This window comes from Paenibacillus sp. FSL H8-0260 (genome assembly GCF_045040625.1).
In the GTDB taxonomy this organism is placed as follows: Bacteria; Bacillota; Bacilli; order Paenibacillales; family Paenibacillaceae; genus Paenibacillus_AQ; species Paenibacillus_AQ odorifer.
Genome location: NZ_CP150298.1, coordinates 3376760 through 3397549, shown reverse-complemented (window position 1 = coordinate 3397549; position 20790 = coordinate 3376760). Strand labels below are relative to the sequence as shown.

Sequence of the window (20790 nt, the reverse complement as noted above, 5' to 3'; positions counted from 1 at the left end):
CATCTAGTATTGCCATGATTTATTCCATTAAAAAGGGCACTTTCCTTGTTCCAGAAAAGCGCCCTATTCTTGAAATTACAATTCTGCTAATGCCTTTTCGAGCTGACCACCCATATTTGTCCAAGCATATTTAGCACCTTCGATGGCTCCTTGGCGGGCTTTCGTCTCTTCACTAAATCCTGATTGATCTAAATGGAGATTAACCTTCCCCTCTGAATCTTGACTCAAAGTCCAAGTAACAGTTGTACTTTCTCCCGCACTATTCCAAGTATAAGATAACGTATGCGGCTCATCCACGACGAGTACTTCGCTATCTATAATTCCATCCCACCATTCATTTGGCTCAACACGGAATTGAAATTTATGACCAACGACGGGTTTAAAATCATTACTCCAGATCCATTTCGCAAGCGTATCCGAATCCGTTAAAGCATTCCATACCTTCTCGATCGAACTTGTAAATTGAAAATCTAATGATACATCTGGGTTCATAGTTATTCCTCCAATATAAGTTTTAATTTATCAATTCTTTGTTTCCAGAATCCTTCATAAAAAGATACCCAATCTTGAATTTCTTTCAAAGGATTGGCATTCAACCGATACCTCGTCTCTCTGCCAACCTTTCGAGCAATTACGAGACCAGCATCTTTAAGTATATTTAAATGCTTCGAAACGGCTGTACGACCCATTTCAAAATGAATCGTTATCTCATACAGAGGTAATTCATCAACATCAGCCAGAATTTGAAGAAGTTTTCGTCTTGTTGGATCCGCAACAGCGTCATAAACATCCCTCACTTGACTATTGTCGCTCACAACCACCCCCACCTTTTCCGTAATATTTCCTGTAATGTCACCTAGTATCCATCATTATTAATTAATAGGACACCATTTGGTGTCTAATTGATTATAAGACACCAAATGGTCACATGTCAACAATTCAGTAAAAAAAGCATTACCAAAAGCGAGTCCAGCATAGGACTGCTTTTGATAATGCCTCCAGATAAATCATTTCGTTGTACGCTTTAATAATTAATCTAATTGTTCTCCATTAGTAGCGATAACATTTTTGTACCAATAAAATGATTTTTTCTTTATACGACGTTTTGTACCTCTGCCCATATCATCTTGGTCCACATAAATGTAACCATAACGTTTGGACATTTGATTTGTTCCTGCACTCACCATATCTATGCAACCCCAGCTTGTGTAGCCCATTACATCTACACCATCTGCAATGGCTTCTTTTATTTGCTTAATATGTTCTTTTAAATAATCAATTCGGTAATCATCCTCTATAACATCGCCTTCTTGTAATACGTCTAAGGCACCTAGGCCATTCTCTGCAACAAGTACCGGCTTTTGATAGAGGTCATACAATTGGTTTATTGCAGTTCGTAAACCCTTAGGATCAATCTGCCAACCCCAATCACTCGATGGTAAATAAGGATTTTTCACTCCGCCTGTAAGCAAATTCCCTTCTGCGCCTTCTATCTTTTCTGGATGTGCACTGACTGCACCAGACATATAGTAGCTAAAGGATACATAATCCACTGGATAGTCTTTCATGATTTGTTCATCCTCGGGCTCTGTTTTCAGAACTATATTTTTTTCTGCAAACATTCGAGCGGTATAAGCCGGATAGTAACCTCTCGCTTGAACATCAGTAAAGAATAAAGAGGTACGTTGTTTATCAACTGTGGCTTGAACGTCGTCAGGATCACAACTATAAGGAACAAGAAGTTGATAACTAACCATACATCCAACCATTGCTTGAGGATTACTTTCTTTACACGCTTTGGTTGCAAGTGCACTTGCGACAAATTGATGATGCGCTCCTTGAAACATTGCTTGTTCGATATTCGGGTGATTTTCTTCGATAACCCCTAAACTTACATATTGGTGGTGTACTACACAGTTAATTTCATTAAAAGTCATCCAATATTTCACTTTATGCTTGTATCTTTCAGCTACAGTGGTTGCATAGCGAACAAAGAAATCTATAACTTTCCGGTTCACCCAACCTCCATACTTAGTTGTTAGATGAAGTGGCATTTCATAATGGGATAAAGTAACAATAGGCTCAATTCCATATTTGTTCAATTCATCAAACACACGATCATAAAATGCAAGACCTTCTTCATTAGGGATTAATTCATCCCCATTTGGAAAAATACGAGTCCAAGCAATGGACATACGGAAGGCTTTAAAACCCATTTCGGCCAATAAAGCAATATCTTCTTTATAGTGGTGATAAAAATCCACCCCATGTCTTTTGGGATAATACTTTTCACTTGCGGGATCTTGTGCTTCTTCTATTTGTTTATGAGTCATGAGGTGCCACTGGTCAGACCAGTTTTTTTTAGGGGTGTTTTCGTCAAAAATATATACATCTGCTAGAGAAAGCCCTTTACCGCCAACATTACTTGCTCCTTCTAGTTGATTGGCAGCTGCTGCTCCTCCCCATAAAAAGTTTTCTGGAAATGTCGTTTTCAATTCAAACATGTGTAAACCCTCCTTGTTGTTAAATAAAACATATGCTACGGATTAAACCTGTTGGATAAGGGCATCTTGTTCTTCTTTATATTTTTGATTATCCATTATTCTAAAGAACGGATAGTAAATAATAAACGCTACTGCAAACAGTACAATTTGTAAGATCATTCCCGAGATACTACCTGTCATCAAATATCCGCCGATAATTAATGGCATTGTTCCCGGAGGCAGTACACCTATTGGCAACGCTACTAATCCAAAATCCATGGAGAGATAGGTTATCAAAACAGTAACAATCGGTGTTATAAGAAATGGGATTAACATCATTGGGTTTAATACGATAGGCATCCCAAAGATTAACGGCTCATTGATATTAAATAGTCCTGGTCCAATCGTCAGTCGACCCATTTGTTTCAGCTGTTTGCTCTTCGCAAAGAATAACATAGCAATCGTTAGTCCTAGAGTTGCACCAGATCCACCGATAAAGATAAGATATCTGAATTCTGCTGTAACAATATTATGGACGGGTGAACCCGCTGCGTAGGCTGCAGCATTTTCTGAGGTCAATTGCAGCCAGATAGGCAACATGACAGAACCTACAATGGTGGAACCATGTAATCCGATTGCCCATAATAAGTTGATTAACAAGAACACAACAATTGTTCCCGCTAAGCTTGTTCCAACAGTGGTTAATGGTTGTTGAAGAAGCTTGGCAACAATGGTATGCACGTTATCAAAACCAGTAAAGTTCTCAACAAGTAGGCGAACTCCCCAGACACTCACGATAACAAAGAAACCAGGAATAATCGCTGTAAAGGATTTAGCAACTGTTGGCGGCACACCATCCGGCATTTTAATAACTATATTTTTTTGTACGATTCTACGATATATTTCTGTTGCGAAGATTGCGGTTAACAATCCTACAAATAAACCTTGACTCGAAAAATAATTCACGTTCATTGCTTTTGTAACAACATCATCTACTGTGAAAGAAGTTGATGGTGTGACTACAAAATATGAACATAATGCCACAGCCCCTGAAGAAAGCGGATCCACTTTATAGCTCTCTGCTAGTCTATATCCCACGGCAAATGTTGCAACTAATGCGACAAGGTTAAATGTACCATTGTACGGATATAGTAAGGCTGTTTTGATATTTGGATGGGCGACCAAGAAATCTAAATAGGCTGGAATTGGCAGGTTTGCTAAGATTAAAAAAATGGAACCGATAATAATAAACGGGATAGTTAAAACCATTGCATCGCGAAGCGCTTGTAAATGCCGCTGACCAGAGATTTTACCTGCAACTGGCATTACCTTATCTTCTAAAAATTTCGTTATTTTATCCATAGTTTCTTGCACGCTCCCGAAGAAGTATTTTCTTATTGCGATGCCACTTCTTTTTGATCCTATTTTGAAAGCTTATAAAGTTCAATGATTTCCGTAACAAGTAAAGAAATGGTCTCTACACTCATTAGTTGGTCTTCAGCATGCATAAGGATCAGTGAGAATTGAAGCTGTTCGCCATTTGCTTCTCTTTTGATTAATGATTTATGCATTTTATGACCTTCTCTAAAAAATTGCTTTGATTCTTCTAATTTTTCTTGTGCCTCTTTAAATTCTCCCTCTTTGGCTGCGTAAAGCGCCTCCATTACTAAGCTTTTAGCTGCGCCTACATTACTGATAATGTTAAAAGCCACAGTATAGTATTCCTCTTTCACTTCATCTACCATTTCTCTCTACTCCTCTCTTATCTCTATTTACTTTCAATTAATTGCAAGGCTTGTTCAAGTACTTTTTCACCGTTCATCATTCCGTAATTCAACATATCAATAGCTTCTATAGGAATGTTTTTATCTGCTAATCTTGTTTCTAATTGCTTTTTCATATATTTCACCTGAGGTCCTAACAATAAGACATCAACCTTTTTCTCTTGCAAAGTAATATCAATTTCAGATGCTGATTTAGCAAAAACATCGACATCCAACCCTTTTTCTTCAACAACCTTCTGCATTTTTGTTACTAAAAGGCTTGTACTCATTCCTGCTGAACACACTAACATAATTGTATTCATATTGACTTCCCCCTAAAATTATCATTTATTGAACACCTTTAGTGTAAACTTAAATCGCTTTCTTTTTAAGCTAACCTTTTTCCAAATCAACAGGAAACGGTTACATTGCAAATAGTAAGGCAGTACCTAATTTCTCACTCACTCTAGTTTAGTAATTGTATAATTTCTTCCACAGAGTCCTTAGCAAGGATCTGCACAACAATCTCTTTATCCTCTATCAATGATCCTAGCTTTTTATACATTTTATCTAGGTCGACATTGTTTCCTTCTTTAATGTTTAATAAACAAATTAATTGCACCATTTGCTTATCATTCCAACGAATAGGACGTTTTAACGTACAGATTGTCCAAAAGGTTTCCGAGGTAACAGGAAGTGAAGGATGTGGAACAGCGACAAGATTTCCAAAACTAGTGGGTGCATAGGACTCTCTTTCAACTACTAAGGATTCATAATGCTCTGGTACAAGTCCTTGTTTTGTTAGCTCATTGCTTAAAAAATGAATCACACTTTCCTTTGTGGTAAATTCTTTTTTCACGAATACTCTAGATGTGTCAAGGTAAGAATGAGTTTCTGCCACCTGTTCTGAAGACAGTAAGACTTCCTTGATTCTTTTGAGGTCTTTAGCTTCTAGAAAGGTATTTACAACATAGACGGGAATACCTATATCTTCATTGATCGGAACTGTACTGATAATAAAATCAATCGAGGATAGGTCCGTTTCTGCTAATTTGTAAAAACTAATTGTGTCTACAATCTGCAATAGATTCTCAAATGAATTGATCAATCGGTAATAAAGTAATTTGGCACTTCCAACACCAGACGCACATACAAGAATAACTCGTTTTATTTTTTTGTTTTTATTTTTCATTCTTTCTAAAGCAACCCCAATGTGCAAAGCAATGTAAGCAACTTCATGTTCTCCAACTTCTGAATCCAAATAGTAGTTAATACATTTACTCGCAATAAGTGCTCCTTCGAATGCGGCTGGAAAACTCGTCTTAATATCATTTAACAGAGGATTTCTAAAATTCATGTTGTATCTTAATCTATTCATCGCAGGCCTAATGTGAAGGGTCAGGGCTTGAATAAATTCATGGTCATGGCCAAAATCCCAATTCAACTCAGTTTGTAAACTTTTTAAAATACAGCTGACAATGGAGTCCACTTCATCGAACTTACTGTACTCCGTTAGATTTTCTTTCGGCAGCAATTTTGTTCCAACCAAATGGATGATAATATAATTAATCTCTGAATCGGAAAAGAGCAGATCCGTGAAATCTTCTATGTCTTTAACAATTTCATGGGCAACAATTTTTTCAAAAGGATACTCTTCCATAAGGTTTACCGACGGTTGTTCGATTAAAAATCCCTCTTCGATACGTTTACAAGCTATTATTAAGTGAATAGCGAGGTTTTCCAAGGAAATATCTGAAATCTCAATTTTGTATTTATTTACTTTGCCGATGATTATTTCTTTAATTTTCGTGTATACCTCTTTGTCAAACAAAGTAAAGTTATCGAAAGTTGGATCGGAGTTTTCTTCTCTTTTGTATAAAAAATTAGACAAACATATTCGTTTCTTAAATTCATCGCCCTCTATAAACAGGCCATAATGAGGCCGATTAACTAAATTCAGGTTGTATTTTTCCAGTATCTTACGCACTTCTTTTAGATCGTTTTGGATTGTCGATTTAGATACAAACATCTCATCTTCTATAGTGGCCAACTTGATATACTTATTTTCTAATAAAAACCGACTCAACAAATAAAGAACCCTATTATCTTGTTCAGAAAAGTCTACTGTAGAAGGATTGATTTTATCATTAGTTAACTCATTTAATTTTTGGGAAAATATATCTTTATCGAAGACTCTTACAACGAAGCCCTTCCCACGAATTAACTCTATTTTTAGTCCTACTATGGCGGATATATTTTGTAACTCTTTCAAATCATTACGGATCGTTCGATCGCTAACATTCAGTTCCTTAGAAATCCATGCAGCTGTGACAGGTTGATTAGAATTAATTAAGTATAAAAGTATTTCTTTTTGCCGTTTTGAAAACAATTGTATCCCTCTTTCTTATCCAGAGTATGAATATGAGCTAATATTAACTGAAGCATACATTTACATACATTTGCTCATTTTTTTATATCGGTTACAATATCACTTCCTAAGAAAATTTGATAGTGTTCTTACAGTAACATAAGAAACAGGCGTCCTCATTTAAGAAGACACCTGTTTAAATTTCAGCTTCGTTTGACGAGTCATGGCAAGAAATTTACGGGTTAACTCAACTTCTGCTGCAGTATAATTGCTAGCTCTTCCGCTGAATCCCACACAATAGGACGAATATCCTTAAGCTGTACAAAAAGTTTATCCGCCTCAATACTGTTTACGGTCCATAATACGGGTATGTTTAAACCAAGTGCATATCCCGCTGAAAAATACACCTCTGGGGATTGCCCCGTTAAATCTGCGATAATCAGTTTGCTTTCTGCGATTTGATCCAACTCGTATTTTTCGCCGTTTTGAGTTTTCGTATGTGTTAATAAGCGCGGCAGGAAACCACACTGTTCTATTTTGGGCAATAACTTCTCCAGCCATGTTGTAGACAAATTTTCTTCATCCGACACGAGCACGAGACAAGGTTTTAGTTTTTTACCTCCAGCGCTTTCCGCAGCTTCATTCCAGCCGGTTTCAGTAAGCTTAAAGGTCATGCCTTCCCTGATCAGAAGCTGATCACTAATCAACTTGTCTATGATGTATACCAGCTCTTGCAGATTGGGAGAATACGTCAAGTTATAGCTGCTAGAGAGGGGTTGAATGACAACCGCTTCCCCCGGGCCTTCAGAATGTCTATATAAATATTGCAGTAGACGGTTTCCTTTATCTTCAATGCTCACAGGTATTTTGGGTGAATTTACAATGGACTCTAAATCATCAGCACATATAGTGATCTTTTCATCACAATCAGTCAGCTCACGTATGTAAGCAGATACTACATGAAGCATGTCGCGTTTCTTTTGATGCGGGAGCGAATTAATGGGTTCGTAGCTGTCTCTACGTAGACTATAAAACCCGCCTGGTGAACAAGAACAGCCTATATATCTATCGTTATCGCCTTCTGGTTCAATGGAAACAATCTCATCACAGAACAAACAGTGTTTCTTAATCATGACAACTCTTCACCTCTTATTATGTGTTAGCCTCTACCTTACCAAGATTTTTTTGAAAAGTAGACAAGAAGATATTTCCTGTAGCAGGTTATTCCAAGGCGTAAACGTAATATTTCGAGGCTCGAATGTAGATTTTATTCAATAAAAAACCGACATAATCATCAGCTAAAAAACTGAATCTTAGGTCGGTTAATATAGGCTTGGAGCCGGCATTTAGGATTGAGATAAACCTTCTATAACTTTATCAATATTCCATTTGATCATCTTAATGTATGTGTCGCCCTCTTCGCCTTTCTTAGCTAAAGAATCAGTGAAAATCTTAGAGTGTATCGGTACTCCCGTTTCATTTGCGATAGTTTCCATTGTTTTTGGATTTACGCTAGTTTCCAGAAATAATGCAGGCACTTGATTTTCATCAATGATCTTAATTATGTTTTTCATTTGTTCTGGCGTTCCTTGACTATCCGTATTGATCTCCCAGATAAAAGCTGATTCAAATCCGTAAGCTTTGGAAAAATATTTGAATGCTCCTTCGCTGGTAACAAGGATACGTTTCTCTTGTGGAATTTTTTCGACTGCTTCTTTTGCATATTGATCCAATTCATTCAGTTTCTTCACATATTCCGATTGATTATTAAGATAAAATTCTTTGTTGTCGGGATCTTTTTCGATTACACGTTTTGTGATGATATCTACATATTTTATTGAATTCTGAATATCCAGCCAGGCATGAGGATCTACCTGTGTTTCTTTTCCTTTTTCTGTTAGGTACATTGGAGATACTTCATCTGAGACTGCAAAAGCAACATCCTTTTTATTAGTCACATCTAGAAGATCTTGAAACCACCCCTTACCTGTTTCTAGGTTCAAACCGTTATAAAACACTAAATCTGCGCTAGAAACCTTACTTGTATCCTTGGGTAATGGATCGTACATATGCGGATCTGTTCCGATGGGTACCATACTGTAAACTTCAGCTTTCTCCCCTACAATGTTTTCGGTCATATCAGCGATAATGGAGTACGTTGCAACAATCTGCAGCTTATCATGGTCTGCATCTCCTTCACTAATCTTTGAGCATGCGGTAAGAAGTACGATAAACATTGTCAAAGAGAGTATTTTTATGGTCTTCATCCTTGTTTCAACCCTTTCCTGAAAAAATTATTTTTGGGTGAGATTATAAATGAAATTCCGAACATGCTTACGCCGACCAGAACAATCGTGGCACTTGTAGGTAAATTGAATTTAAAGCTTACAATTACACCTATAATCCCGGATACAGCGCCGATTGTAGAAGCCAGGATAATCATGTGGAACAGCTTATTCGTCCAGAGATAGGATGTAGCAGCCGGAATAACCAGCATTGCAATCACAAGCACAATTCCTACTTGAGATAACGAAGATACGGTAACCACAGATAGGAGCATCATCAATAAATAATGATAGAACCCTGTTTTTAACCCATAGGCTTTGGAAACAACCGGATCAAACGAACTCATTAAAAGCTCTTTATACAGCAATGAAATGATGGCAATAACAACAATCATAATAATAAAGGATTGCATTAACTCCGACTGTGGGACGGCCAGAATATTACCAAACAGAATGTGAGTTAGATCAAGCCCGCTTTTGGCAAAAGTAATTAGGACGATACCTAGCGCAAAAAATGAGCTGAGAATAATGCCGATAGAGGTGTCACTTTTAATATTGCTGCGACTTGTAATAAATTGAATGAGAACTGCTGCTAATAGTCCAAATAGTGAAGCTCCAAGAAGAATGTTGATGCCTAAGATATAAGATAACGCCACCCCGGGTAACACCGCATGTGATAACGCATCTCCCATTAATGACATCTTTCTAAGTACAATAAAGCTTCCTAAAACCCCTGATACAATTCCAAGAATGATAGCAGATAATCCCGCGTTAAGTGCATATATCGGAATGTTTAATACTCCTGAGAAATAATCAATCATGATCTGTCGCCCCCATCCCTTTGATCACCAGATTACCTAAGGAGGCACCATAGGCGCTGAGGATATTCTCTGGCGTAAAGGTGTCTTTAACGTCACCAAAAGCAATTAATTTCTTATTGAGAATGATGACTTTGTCAAAATATTCTTCGACCTCATGCAAATCGTGATGAACAATGAGTATGGTTTTCCCTTCTTCGCGAAGTTGTTTTAGCAGCTTTACAATGATTTTCTCACTGACTAAATCTATGCCTACAAAAGGTTCATCTAAAAAAAATACATTTGCTTGTTGTGCAAGTGCCCTGGCGATAAAAACTCTTTGGAGTTGTCCCCCGGACAGATTGCTGATTTGTTTATTCGCAAGATCACTTATATCCACCATCGCCATACATCCCTCGACTCTTTGCCGCTCTGTTTTTCCGGGACGCTGGAAGATTCGCAAATTAGGGTAAGTTCCAGTCAGCACTGTATCCCTTACCGTGATTGGAAAAGAAAGATCAATGTCATTCTTTTGCGGCACATATGCGATCTTCCGTTTGTACTCAGAAATATCTTTTCCCTCCACCATAACTGATCCTGTTCTCTTCTTTATCACCTCTAGCAATGACTTGATGAATGTAGATTTTCCCGCACCATTTGGTCCGATAATTCCGATTGTATACCCAAAGGGGATATCAATATTTACATTTTCTAGTGCAGAATTACCGAAATAATCTACGTTTAGGTTTCTGATTTCAATCATAAAAAAAACTCCTTATCTCTGTTAAGTTCATATGTAGCACTGTTCTGTTCATCCTGTTAATTTATTTCCCAATAGAAACAATGATTCCTTTGATCCAATTTGTTTCCCTAGGTAAACTTTTATTCTTATATACAATATATTTACCCGAGGGCAATATGTCAACAACATTCCTTAAATCAACAAAAAAAAGAACCCAAGTGATTTGAGTTCTTTTGCATTATTTCAATATAAAAATCTCATAGTTGCAGTAGTTTTAAACATCTAGGCTGCATCAAATAACCTCCTGTAATACCCTCTGCCTGCAATTGAATCGTATATTCTCCTGCCGTGGGGAAATACAGCTCACCTACTTGAAAGCTTTGAAAATTACTAACTCCATCAGTAGAATGAACTTTAGCTTGTAAAATTTGATCCGCTGCCTTGATGAGGTAGTCTCCGCCACCACCATTCTCTCCTTCTTCGCTGCGATATTCGATACTAACCTGAAATCTTACCGGACCTAATGTTCGGACATGCCAAATTGCGGTATCCTCTCTATCCTTCCAGTCCAACAGATTATCATGGTCTTTTTTTCCTGTATCGTAACGGAGGGTTGGACCAACGATCTCACTTTCAAATACCCCTAATTCTTGTAAGGTATCTTCTCCAAATTCCAATAATCGGACTGGATTACCTTCTACAGGTTCTGCACAGACAATTGCGATGACCAGCGGCATGTTGTTAGAATTTTCGGCAAAGTTCGGTAAGCTGGGGAGTTCGACTTCCAGATCCTGCTCAGATAGCTTTGTGAAAATCAGCTCCTCCCCTCCATCTAAAGCAAATACCTTTTGAACAGCGGTCTTCAGACCGGGGACGATTAGCTTATTTCTCTTCTTAAGATCGAAAACATGCAGATATAATGTGTTTCCTTTCAGAGTGCATCTGCCCCATGACGGTTTGGCTGTGGGCGATTCTCCAGCACCGTAAATGCTATCCCCATTGGTATTTAACCAATCTCCTACATCAAGCAAAATGGATTCGGATACCGGATCCCATTCCCCTGTTGCTGTTGGGCCGATATTGATTACCAGATTTCCATTTTTACTTACAACATCGATGATCTGGCGGATGATAGTTACAGGGGATTTCCAATGGTGATCGGATCTCTTATACCCCCATGAGTCGTTTAACGTAATAATATTCTCCCAGTACTTACCAAGGTTACGAGTCGTAAGTTGATTATCAGATGTATTTGAATAATCTCCAAGTGGTGCTTTCCATACTCTGCTATTGACCAAACATTCTGGCTGAATTGCATGAACCGCCGCCAAAAACGCTTCTCCTTGCTCACGGGTCAGTTTGCCTCCGCAATCAAACCACATTAAACCAACTTTGCCGTAGTCCGTCAGCAGCTCACGGACTTGAGGGATTGATTTGCTGTGCAAATATCGTTCAAAGCGGGTGCGTTTATCGGTATCATTTATCCACGTTTGAACGTCATCGTAAGCGCCGATATTCAGTGGATAATCCCAGGTATTCCCTTGAGAGTCTGGATCATGCCAATCCATCGCATGAGAGTAGTAAATTCCGAGTACCATTTTTTCCGCACGACATGCCTCCATTAGTTCCCGAAGGGGATCACGGCCCAATGAGGTGTGCTTGACGATCGAATATTCGGATACACTTGAGTCATACATCGCGAAGCCGTCGTGATGTTTAGCTGTAAAGATGATATATTTTAGGCCAGCACGCTTGGCAGTCCGTACCCACTTCATTGCATCAAAAGCTGATGGATTGAACGCTGCGGCCATTTCCACATATTCAGCCACTGGGATCTTCGCGCGTAGCATAATATGCTCACTGTAAGAAGCTTGTATTTCTTTTCCCTTCCATTCACCCGCAGGCAGGGCATAAGGGCCCCAGTGAATAAACAAGCCGAGCCTGGCTTCCTGCCACCATTCCATACGCCGAGCCTGCTCGTTATCTATCGGAGTTTCGACCGACTGTATACTATACGGATCATCGAGAAGGTTTTCTGTTGTTTTTCCGTTCCTTACCATAACTGAAGAACGGCTCCGCGGAGTTTAGATACAGCCTCGACGAAGAAATAATCGCCATATATCAGTGGCGTATCAATGTGCACACCCCCTGGAAGATTGGATGTTCCAGAAAGAATCAAGCCCTCCTCTTCCGGAATGTCCCAAGTCCCATAATTCTCATAAAGTGAGCGAACGATTTGTTCTGCGGCTCGCAGGTAAAAAGAGGCTTCCGCCTGTGGTACGATCTTTGCCAGCTCAATCAAGCCACATGCCGCACATGCACCAGCAGAGGTATCACGCGGCTTTTCGCCTGCATCAGGTGCCCTGAAATCCCAGTGAGGTACATGATCCTCAGGAAGATTAGCTAAGAAGAAGTGCGCAGCTCTTTTAGCTCCCGTTAGAAACTTATTCTCTCCGGTATAGTGAAAAGACAAAGTAAGACCGTAAATCATCCATGCGCTGCCCCGTGCCCAAGCGGATTCTTCCGCATAACCTTGGCCGGCCATAGCGCCGATTTTTTCGCCTGATTCCGGGTTGAACTCCAGAATATGATAACTTGATCCATCCGGACGTAAAAAATGCTCAACTACCGTTTCCGCATGCGCAGCGGCGATATGCCGGAAACGCGGATCCTCTGTAACTTCCGATGCCCAGTATAGTAAGGGCAGATTCATTACTGTATCAATGATGGACCATCCCGCCCGGTTTATCTTCTCCGTGTCATGCCAGGCTCTGATAAATGACCCTTTCAGGTTAAAGCGGCTGGCCAGTTGAGCAGCAGCCATCAACCCGCGCTGCTTGGAGCGTTCATTACCAGTCACTCGGTAATTGGCCAAAGCTGAGAGTGTCCATATAAAACCAGCATCATGATGTACGGTAAGGGCATAAAGAGGTTCATCCAATTTCTCTTCAATTTGCTCGGCGATTTCTTGCAGCGCCGGATGATTACCTTCTGCGGCAATCTGCCACAAAATACCCGGCCAGAACCCTGCTGTCCACCACGATGGACGCATGTTGTCGTATACTCCGCTCACGGAAGCATGCGGAAAACTAACACCAATTCGCTTACTAGTCTTTTCCACTTTATTTACAATTTGTTGCCAAGCGCCATCCGCCCATTCCAGAGTAGACTCCGAAATTACCAGTCCGCGAGTTTGTTGAGTTGGTATTACTTCACTCATTTTAGTTCCTCCTGTAAACACTGATGATATTTATGAAATTTAATTTCTTAAAGCGTTGTCCGTAGTGGAATTACCATATTCCAAGTGTGCTTCGCATTTCGGAACCCTCCCGGTCCATCTGCTACTGCAGCGAATAAATGGGTAGGGACCCCTTCTTGAAATAATAGGAACGGACGTTCAAAGCTGCCCATCCACTGCTCTGTGCCGTCCTCCCAGAGTACACGCCGGGAATACGATTGCGTTGAATCAGCCAGCTGCCAGTCGGTTCCATCCGGAGATGATGCAAATATCCCACCGTGCTTTTCTCCACATATCCGGCCATCCATATCCTTGGCGATCATTTGGTACCCGTCCGTGGTCCGCCAGATAAATGGATCTTCAATATGAGACCGCTCTGCTGGAAACAGCGGTGCGTTGTTAATTACTCTATATGGCCCTTCGTCCTTAGGTGAACCGGCAATGCCAAGCGTCATCTGTCCATAGGAATTGCCCTCGTATTTGCGGGCTTTATATACCAATAGCAAGGAGCCATCTTGGCGAATACAAGGAGCCGGATTGGATGTGAGGAAGCTGTCGAACCTGCCCGGACGTGTAGGCAGAATAGGTGCGTCCATCCTTGTCCATGGTCCGAATACACTGTCGGCTATAGCTAAGCCAACACGTTTGTTGGCACGAGCGGCAATCACCCGATAGTCGTCAAGTTCCACTGTTTCATTAGGCTGCGGCTCAGCGAATGGATGAGTTGAGCCCATATAATACAACAGATACTTATCACCATAACGAAGGATATGCGGATTATGGGTGCTTCGTCCGTCCCAGTATTCCGCTCCCCTTGCGGGTAGTACGGTTTCTTCGTACGTATAAGGTCCTTCCGCGTTATCGGCAGATGCGCGGACAATTTCTGAGCGGAGTAACCATCCCGGATGCATCGGCAGCCACTTCGGCCAACGGGATGCAAATAAATGAAAACGCCCATCCTCGCCACGCACAGCTGATCCGCACCACACCCACCAATCCTCCATGCGGAACCCTCCGTTCAAAGGAGCAGGCAACATTCGGTTCATCAATGAAAAAGTCATTTTCTACCTCCACGGCTTATTGCTTTACATCTGTTAGTCCATAACGTTTAGCAGCACTGCCATGTAGCCATTCCGCAGCAATATTCAGCGCCTCCTCCCGGCTGATCCAGCCTTCCGCTATTTGACTTTCCAAAAAGCGCGCAAGTATTTTTTTAACGAGCAGCAGCTTGCCATATGTCCATTCGATACAGCGCGCATCCGAGACAATGAGCGAACACTTGAGCGGGGCGAGTGCCTCCAACCGATACTGCATGCTCTGCAAATAGGTACTGGGTCTGAAGTTATACCACCACATCCCACCTACATGAACGTTAGGGAAATTCCATGCAGCCTGCACAATATCCAGGTTATTTAATTCTGAAGCCACCACCAGCTCAAACGGAATGGAATACCGTTCAAACAAACCATACAGTTTAACAATCCGTAGCGGATCGTTAACTGGCGCAGCCGATGTATTACACCATCTGCGTTCGACGCCGAGAAACAGCTGCAAGAACATTCCTCTTACTTGCAGTTCCGAACAGATATGATGAAGGAGCAGCATCATGATTTCATCCGGTTCAGTTACGCTGCTAAGATTGTAAACATCATGAGCATTGGCTTCAAAGGCTGGCAACGTAGTCATGATTCCCGGACAGCCCATCGTCTGATATGAGTGCAACTGCTCGCTAATAAACTTTTTCGCTTGAGTATAAGCCGCTTCCCGGCTGGGATCAGAGGCATCTGCAATATTCTTTGCCAGCTCAGGCAGCCAGGAGTCAATTCGAGGAATCTGTAGAGCATTTTCTCTCATGTGTGCAAAGTTGGCATGCTCCGGACGGTTTACAATAAACCGCTGCACATGCAGGCGGTCAGCTACGTTTTGCGCCCAGCCGGGATCGTTACTTTGCTGTTTAACCGTTATATCCGCTTTGAACACCGACTCTGAATCAGTGATGGAGATACCGTACAAATCTTTCATGATTGCTGTAAAAGCACGATTCATCATCGTATTACGGGAAGCGTGGTAAGCTCTAACAAAAGAGTCAGTCCGTTTCTCTTTCGAAAGTTGGTCCGCATCTGCCGGATATCCTGCTGACTGAAGCTCTTGGTTCAACCAGAAATAATCGGCTATTTCCCAGAAGTCAGCCGCGTTTAGCTTATCGCCGACAAGATGGGTATGTGTATCGATTACAGGCATACGCATGATTTCATCACACAAAGCAGTTTGACTCATCATACTCCCTCCTAACTGGCAGGAAGCCCTTCGAATGAAGAGGCTTCCTGAGAATCTTTCTATTTCCGGCTTTGCTGATTAAGGATTCCCTCATTATTTTTGTAGCGTTCTGTTGCTTCTTTTAAGATTTCTTCGCCGCCCTTTTGCTTATATTCCTCGATGACTTTTGGGAAATCGCTAATCGGTTCTTTGCCATAAATCATTTTGACCATATGGTCTATGATCAGTTTTGGTGCCTGATCGGGACGTTTGGAGGCAAGATCAGGGAACTTGCTGAAAGACTCCAGATCAGGTACAAATCCGATGCCCCCTAAGCCTTCTTTACTCAGAGTTTCATCCAATGCTTTCAAGACATCTTTACCACCCGTAAGCAGCTCAGTTCGTTCGCGGTTGATTGTTCCGTCCCCTACCCAGCGCAGCTGTGTGCGGAATTTCTCTTCATCTTGGGCAGCCTTGTTCTCTGGCAGCTTATAATCAACTTTTCCGTCTTTTACCGTGTAATTCTCGCCTTCAATCCCAAAGCTATAGAAATTACTGGCTTCCGGGGTCTGCATCCATTCAAACATTTGGATAATCCGGGCAGCCTTTTCTTTACTGACTTTATTGTTGATATACAGTGAGGTATTGACCGAACTATACAAGCCGTATCCTTTTTGTCCATGGTCACCGGTTGGCGACGAGATAATATCCACTTTCGCTTCCGGATTGGACGCGGCGATCTGGGTCCGGAAATCCAGGAGATTCTGCGCATTAGCTGTCCAGATCCCTGCATTGCCTGCAGCAATATTTTCACCATACTGTGCCGTTTGGATTGTCGCAAAATCCTTCTGAATGAGGCCTTCGTCATACATCGTTTTGTATACGTTCAGTGCTTTTTCCATATTCTCGGAATTATAAAATTTGGGTACGATCTCTCCATTGTCCTCTGTAAACTGATAGCCAAGCGCGTCATATGCACCAAATGCGATATCTGCATACTTGAAGTTCTCACGCATCTGATAAGGAGCGCTCACACCGAGTTTCTTAAAAGCGCGCAGCACATTCAAGAAATCCTCAATCGTTACAGGTACCGGAAGGCCAGTTTTCTCCAATAAATCAGTTCGGATAAAGGTGGCACGTCGAGATGGATTGCTGAGCCAAGTCGGAATGCCATATATTTTTCCGTCGTAGCTGACTTCATCCCATGCTTCCTGCGGGACAACCTTCATCAGGTTGGGCGCATTCTCCTTCAGCAGATCATCCAGCGGCATAAAAACACCAGCCTGAACCGACCCAGCCATCGATTTATCCGTAGCCCCTCCGACATTTTGAACCACATCCGGGATATCACCGCCGGCAAACATAACAGCCATTTTGGAATCAAAGTCCTTCAAAGGAATTAACTTAATATCTAAATCGACATTCGCCCGTTTCTCCAACTCCTTGACCCACTTATCGGTGTTAATGTCTTTAGAACTTTCCGTGTAAGCGTTTCCGCTTGTGTTTAACGAAATACTAAATTTAAGCGGTTTTGTTTCGCCTGCTGCATCGACGTTACCGTCCGATGTTTCATTGCTTCCGCATCCTGCGACGAGACTTGAGACAAGCGCCGTGGATAGGATCAGACTAACCCATTTTTTCATCTGGATAATCCCCCTTATTAGTATAAAAAGGTATTTGGTTTACCTGTACCCATCATAAAGCTGTATCAACAGCACTCCCATGGGGTGGATTATTGTGGGATGTGTTTTTTTGTGATCGGTTGTCGTTATAAAAAAAGACCATCCCAAAAAGTCCGCGGCTCGGACCTCAGGACAGCCTTTTGATCCTCTTTCTCTTCGGCGATTAGCACCTATGCATTAAGTACTTGATGTTCCTTCCTTCCGGAAATCGGCATTCTCATGATCATGCGTGTTCCGCATTCTGGACTGCTTTCTACGTCAACGCCGAATTCTTCTCCGAAGACAAGCTGAATCCGGCGATGAACATTTTGCACACCGATGCCGCCTGGGCTTCCTTTCCCTTCCTCCACATCGGCGAGTCGATTTTCGCTCAGTTTGAGGCGAAGTTCTTCAAGCCGCTCCGGGGTCATCCCGCTGCCATTATCCGTAATGCTGACCCAGAAGATATCGCCATCCTCTCCAGCATCAATCGTAATCGTGTGATAATCTTCAACACCATAACGAAAGGCGTGCTGGAACACATTTTCCACAAGTGGCTGTAAGGTCAAGCGAACCATTTTGCGTAGAAGCATTTCAGGCTTTATCCGCACATCGATTTCAAACGGCCTTCCGATCCGGTGATTGATAATGACCATATAATGGATGACATGCTTCAGCTCATTTGCTACGGTTATCTCTTCAAGATTGGTGCGCACCGAATAATGCAGCATGTAGGACAGGGCTCCGACAATTTCTGATATTTCATCTGAATCCTGAATTACTGCATAGCAGACCACCGTTTCGAGCGTATTGTATAAAAAATGAGGGTTGATCTGCAGTTGTAAGGATTGGAATTCGGCCTTCTGCCGCTCAGCTTCCATTTCCTTGTTCTTCAGTTCTGACTGATACACGGTGTCCACAAGCTCTGACAGGCGGGTTACCATCAGATTGTAACGAACGATAAGCCCAGTGACCTCATCCTGGCTTTTCGGAAGGGAGATTAATTCCCAATTTCCTTTTTCGGTCTGGCTCATTCCTTTCATCAGTATACGGATGGGTGTAGTAACGGACTTACCAAATCGGCTTGCCAGAAACAGCGCTATCATAAATGTCAAAATCGCGACAACAATAATATAATTCCGGATGGTAATTAGCGGCTTTTGCAGCTGAGTGTCTGGGATGGATACAACCAGATGCCAACCGGAATATTCCGCATTACGGCTGATATAAGATTTTTCCACGCCCTCTGCCGAACTGCGGAACATCGCCTTTCCTGCTTGCTCAATTTGCTTGCCAAGACTATCGGGAATCAACGTCCCTACTTTGTTTTGATCGTTATGATATTGAATCCTGCCTTCGCCATCTACAATAAAAAAATAGCTTTCGGGACCAAGATCGATTCCTTTCCATAACGTAGAGAGCTCCTCCGCTTTGACTTCGATGCCTACGAATCCTTTCATCTCTGGTGACTGAAGACCGCGAATGCTGCGGATTAAGGTCAACATCGGCGTTTGATCCCCACGGATACTGTAATTGATTACATTCAACTGTCCACTGACATCTGTATGTTCTTTGAAATACCGGATCTGTCTAGCGGTGTCTTCCTGTGTAAAAGATGGCGCTGAACCGCCATTATAATAATAAAGCGCATTCCCGGAATACCCGATAATATATAGGGCTTCAATCTCGGGATTGCGAATCCATACAGGTTCAACAATAGCATCGCGAATATCGGTCGTGTAGCGGTAATTTTCATATTCCTCACGATCTGCTGATAGATCAATATATCTTTTAACTCTCAAATCCGTTAGTAGCGCCACGGTGGACCGTTGATAGGATGAAATATAGAGATTGGTATGATGAACTGCATTATTTACGATCTGAATCATTTGGTTTTCAGTGCTTGACTGCAATTGCTTGGCAGAAATGCTGTAAAAGGAAATCCCCAGCGCTGACAGGGAAAGTAAGATGACAATGGTAAAATAAAATAGCAGCTTCCGGCTGAGGGTTGCTCTCATTATTCAATGCCAAACGAAGCACGGTATTCCGAAGGTGACACACCCACGAGATTTTTAAATGTCTTCGTAAAATGAGGATAATCCTCGTAACCTACATGAATCGAGATGTCACTGATTGTCATGGTGGGTACGGCAAGAAGTCTGCGCGCTTCCTCCATTCGTCTCCGGATCCGATAGTGTACGAAGGTTTCCCCCGTCATTTTTTTGAATAATGCGCTGAAGTAGGTGCGGGCAAGTCCCACCCGTTTGGCTACTTCTTCTAACGACACATCCTCGGCCAGATGTTTATCAATGAAAGCTTTTGCTTCTTCAACCGGGTCCTTATAGTTGCCTTTGCGAGTAAGCTGCAGCTCCGCAAGTATACCGTTTATTATCGCGACAAATGCTAACATCGTTTCTTTTTTCGTATTGGCGGCTTTTACCCCTCCACAGCACCGGGACGGAGGCTTCCAGCCTCGGCGTTCCAAGCGATCTACGATCATTTGCAGACAATCACTCAGCACTGCATCCATGCTAAAGACGTTCAATCCTTCAAATAAACCCGATGTTTCTCTTTCATCAAGCAGACGGTTTGTCTCATCACGTTGCAGCAGCCAGATGTGTTGTTCCAGCTGTTCGGCCCAATCCACGTATTTATGAACAGGAATAATGCTGCCTGTCATGCCGGATATCAGTTCTCTCAGCATATCATGCACATCCTGCTGGAGAACCGGCTTCAGTAAATACCGTTTAACGCCATAGGCCATTGCTCGTTGTGCATATTGAAAGTCATTGTACCCGGAAATGACTGCCACCTGGACATGACTGTAATCACGGTGAATTCGTTCACATAAATCAAGGCCATCCATCCGCTTCATGCGCAAATCTGTCAGCACTAAATGCGGTTCTAGCTTTTGGATAGTTTCTAAGGCTGCTTCGCCGTCGTCGGCTGTATAAATCGCGGTGAATGAGACCGGATAACGCTGGACCATCTTCACCAATCCTTTTTGAATGACAGGCTCATCTTCTACAATCAATACTCGCACTTGTATCAAATCCCTTCCGGAATGGAATCAGAATCAGTTGTCTTGTGGTATGAAATTGATTTGAAGTTGCGATTATTGGCAACGCTTCCATTTTTGAGTTTGGATTATATCTTACCATATTTTGATAAGCAGATGGCTGTTTCTTTTAAAGGAT

Annotated in this window: 18 protein-coding genes; all 18 read right to left on the bottom strand. The window is 41.7% G+C overall.

All coding sequences use genetic code 11. The features are described 5' to 3' along the window. Positions 1 to 75 precede the first annotated feature (75 nt). Positions 76 to 492 (bottom strand): SRPBCC domain-containing protein, encoded by a 417-nt coding sequence (locus MHI51_RS15170; protein ID WP_405174017.1) that lies wholly within the window; start codon positions 490 to 492, stop codon positions 76 to 78. A 2-nt stretch (positions 493 to 494) separates the two neighbouring features. After that, on the bottom strand, positions 495 to 815 hold the full coding sequence (locus MHI51_RS15165) for a helix-turn-helix transcriptional regulator (RefSeq protein ID WP_038571021.1): 321 nt from the start codon (positions 813 to 815) through the stop codon (positions 495 to 497). 216 nt (positions 816 to 1031) lie between these two features. Continuing rightward, entirely contained in the window at positions 1032 to 2504 is a 1473-nt protein-coding gene (locus MHI51_RS15160) for a glycoside hydrolase family 1 protein (protein WP_076278465.1), read from the bottom strand. Positions 2505 to 2546: 42 nt separating this feature from the next. Beyond that, the gene (celB, locus tag MHI51_RS15155; protein ID WP_038571015.1) at positions 2547 to 3845 is read right to left on the bottom strand and encodes a PTS cellobiose transporter subunit IIC; all 1299 of its coding nucleotides are present in this window, start codon (positions 3843 to 3845) and stop codon (positions 2547 to 2549) included. A 59-nt stretch (positions 3846 to 3904) separates the two neighbouring features. Next, positions 3905 to 4228, bottom strand: coding sequence for a PTS lactose/cellobiose transporter subunit IIA (locus tag MHI51_RS15150; protein ID WP_051490993.1), 324 nt, complete (start codon positions 4226 to 4228; stop codon positions 3905 to 3907). Positions 4229 to 4251: 23 nt separating this feature from the next. Beyond that, the gene (locus tag MHI51_RS15145; RefSeq protein ID WP_036677859.1) at positions 4252 to 4569 is read right to left on the bottom strand and encodes a PTS sugar transporter subunit IIB; all 318 of its coding nucleotides are present in this window, start codon (positions 4567 to 4569) and stop codon (positions 4252 to 4254) included. Positions 4570 to 4712: 143 nt separating this feature from the next. Further along, complete coding sequence (locus MHI51_RS15140; protein WP_256721796.1) at positions 4713 to 6635, bottom strand: BglG family transcription antiterminator; 1923 nt, start codon at positions 6633 to 6635, stop codon at positions 4713 to 4715. 221 nt (positions 6636 to 6856) lie between these two features. Next, the gene (locus MHI51_RS15135) at positions 6857 to 7747 is read right to left on the bottom strand and encodes a hypothetical protein (RefSeq protein ID WP_339174258.1); all 891 of its coding nucleotides are present in this window, start codon (positions 7745 to 7747) and stop codon (positions 6857 to 6859) included. A 213-nt stretch (positions 7748 to 7960) separates the two neighbouring features. Continuing rightward, positions 7961 to 8881, bottom strand: coding sequence for a metal ABC transporter substrate-binding protein (locus MHI51_RS15130; RefSeq protein WP_036677864.1), 921 nt, complete (start codon positions 8879 to 8881; stop codon positions 7961 to 7963). Next, positions 8878 to 9720 (bottom strand): metal ABC transporter permease, encoded by an 843-nt coding sequence (locus MHI51_RS15125; protein ID WP_036677866.1) that lies wholly within the window; start codon positions 9718 to 9720, stop codon positions 8878 to 8880. The genes MHI51_RS15130 and MHI51_RS15125 overlap by 4 nt, the downstream gene beginning before the upstream one ends. Beyond that, positions 9713 to 10456 carry a metal ABC transporter ATP-binding protein gene (locus MHI51_RS15120; protein WP_342410902.1) on the bottom strand — a complete coding sequence of 248 codons (744 nt, stop codon included), beginning with the start codon at positions 10454 to 10456 and terminating at the stop codon, positions 9713 to 9715. The genes MHI51_RS15125 and MHI51_RS15120 overlap by 8 nt, the downstream gene beginning before the upstream one ends. 239 nt (positions 10457 to 10695) lie before the next feature. Continuing rightward, positions 10696 to 12498, bottom strand: coding sequence for an alpha-L-fucosidase (locus MHI51_RS15115; protein ID WP_342410839.1), 1803 nt, complete (start codon positions 12496 to 12498; stop codon positions 10696 to 10698). After that, positions 12492 to 13658: a glycoside hydrolase family 88 protein gene (locus MHI51_RS15110; RefSeq protein WP_076190378.1), complete on the bottom strand. Its 1167-nt coding sequence runs from the start codon at positions 13656 to 13658 to the stop codon at positions 12492 to 12494. Before MHI51_RS15110 ends, MHI51_RS15115 begins: the two co-directional genes overlap by 7 nt. A 47-nt stretch (positions 13659 to 13705) precedes the next feature. Then, positions 13706 to 14737, bottom strand: a complete 1032-nt coding sequence (locus MHI51_RS15105; RefSeq protein ID WP_341002549.1) for a glycoside hydrolase family protein — start codon at positions 14735 to 14737, stop codon at positions 13706 to 13708. Positions 14738 to 14753: 16 nt separating this feature from the next. Next, on the bottom strand, positions 14754 to 15956 hold the full coding sequence (locus tag MHI51_RS15100; RefSeq protein ID WP_405174016.1) for a glucuronate isomerase: 1203 nt from the start codon (positions 15954 to 15956) through the stop codon (positions 14754 to 14756). A 56-nt stretch (positions 15957 to 16012) separates the two neighbouring features. Continuing rightward, complete coding sequence (locus tag MHI51_RS15095; RefSeq protein WP_405174015.1) at positions 16013 to 17575, bottom strand: extracellular solute-binding protein; 1563 nt, start codon at positions 17573 to 17575, stop codon at positions 16013 to 16015. 209 nt (positions 17576 to 17784) lie between these two features. Further along, positions 17785 to 19611 (bottom strand): histidine kinase, encoded by a 1827-nt coding sequence (locus MHI51_RS15090; RefSeq protein WP_341002545.1) that lies wholly within the window; start codon positions 19609 to 19611, stop codon positions 17785 to 17787. Further along, positions 19611 to 20636 (bottom strand): response regulator, encoded by a 1026-nt coding sequence (locus MHI51_RS15085; protein ID WP_341002544.1) that lies wholly within the window; start codon positions 20634 to 20636, stop codon positions 19611 to 19613. Before MHI51_RS15085 ends, MHI51_RS15090 begins: the two co-directional genes overlap by 1 nt. Positions 20637 to 20790: the final 154 nt, after the last annotated feature.

Bases quoted from the DNA above. Each gene is read 5' to 3' on its own strand.
- MHI51_RS15170 (WP_405174017.1), bottom strand. From the start codon at position 492: ATGAACCCAGATGTATCATTAGATTTTCAATTTACAAGTTCGATCGAG.
- MHI51_RS15160 (WP_076278465.1), bottom strand. From the start codon at position 2,504: ATGTTTGAATTGAAAACGACATTTCCAGAAAACTTTTTATGGGGAGGA.
- celB (WP_038571015.1), bottom strand. From the start codon at position 3,845: ATGGATAAAATAACGAAATTTTTAGAAGATAAGGTAATGCCAGTTGCA.
- MHI51_RS15150 (WP_051490993.1), bottom strand. From the start codon at position 4,228: ATGGTAGATGAAGTGAAAGAGGAATACTATACTGTGGCTTTTAACATT.
- MHI51_RS15145 (WP_036677859.1), bottom strand. From the start codon at position 4,569: ATGAATACAATTATGTTAGTGTGTTCAGCAGGAATGAGTACAAGCCTT.
- MHI51_RS15135 (WP_339174258.1), bottom strand. From the start codon at position 7,747: ATGATTAAGAAACACTGTTTGTTCTGTGATGAGATTGTTTCCATTGAA.
- MHI51_RS15130 (WP_036677864.1), bottom strand. From the start codon at position 8,881: ATGAAGACCATAAAAATACTCTCTTTGACAATGTTTATCGTACTTCTT.
- MHI51_RS15125 (WP_036677866.1), bottom strand. From the start codon at position 9,720: ATGATTGATTATTTCTCAGGAGTATTAAACATTCCGATATATGCACTT.
- MHI51_RS15115 (WP_342410839.1), bottom strand. From the start codon at position 12,498: ATGGTAAGGAACGGAAAAACAACAGAAAACCTTCTCGATGATCCGTAT.
- MHI51_RS15110 (WP_076190378.1), bottom strand. From the start codon at position 13,658: ATGAGTGAAGTAATACCAACTCAACAAACTCGCGGACTGGTAATTTCG.
- MHI51_RS15105 (WP_341002549.1), bottom strand. From the start codon at position 14,737: ATGACTTTTTCATTGATGAACCGAATGTTGCCTGCTCCTTTGAACGGA.
- MHI51_RS15100 (WP_405174016.1), bottom strand. From the start codon at position 15,956: ATGATGAGTCAAACTGCTTTGTGTGATGAAATCATGCGTATGCCTGTA.
- MHI51_RS15095 (WP_405174015.1), bottom strand. From the start codon at position 17,575: ATGAAAAAATGGGTTAGTCTGATCCTATCCACGGCGCTTGTCTCAAGT.
- MHI51_RS15090 (WP_341002545.1), bottom strand. From the start codon at position 19,611: ATGAGAGCAACCCTCAGCCGGAAGCTGCTATTTTATTTTACCATTGTC.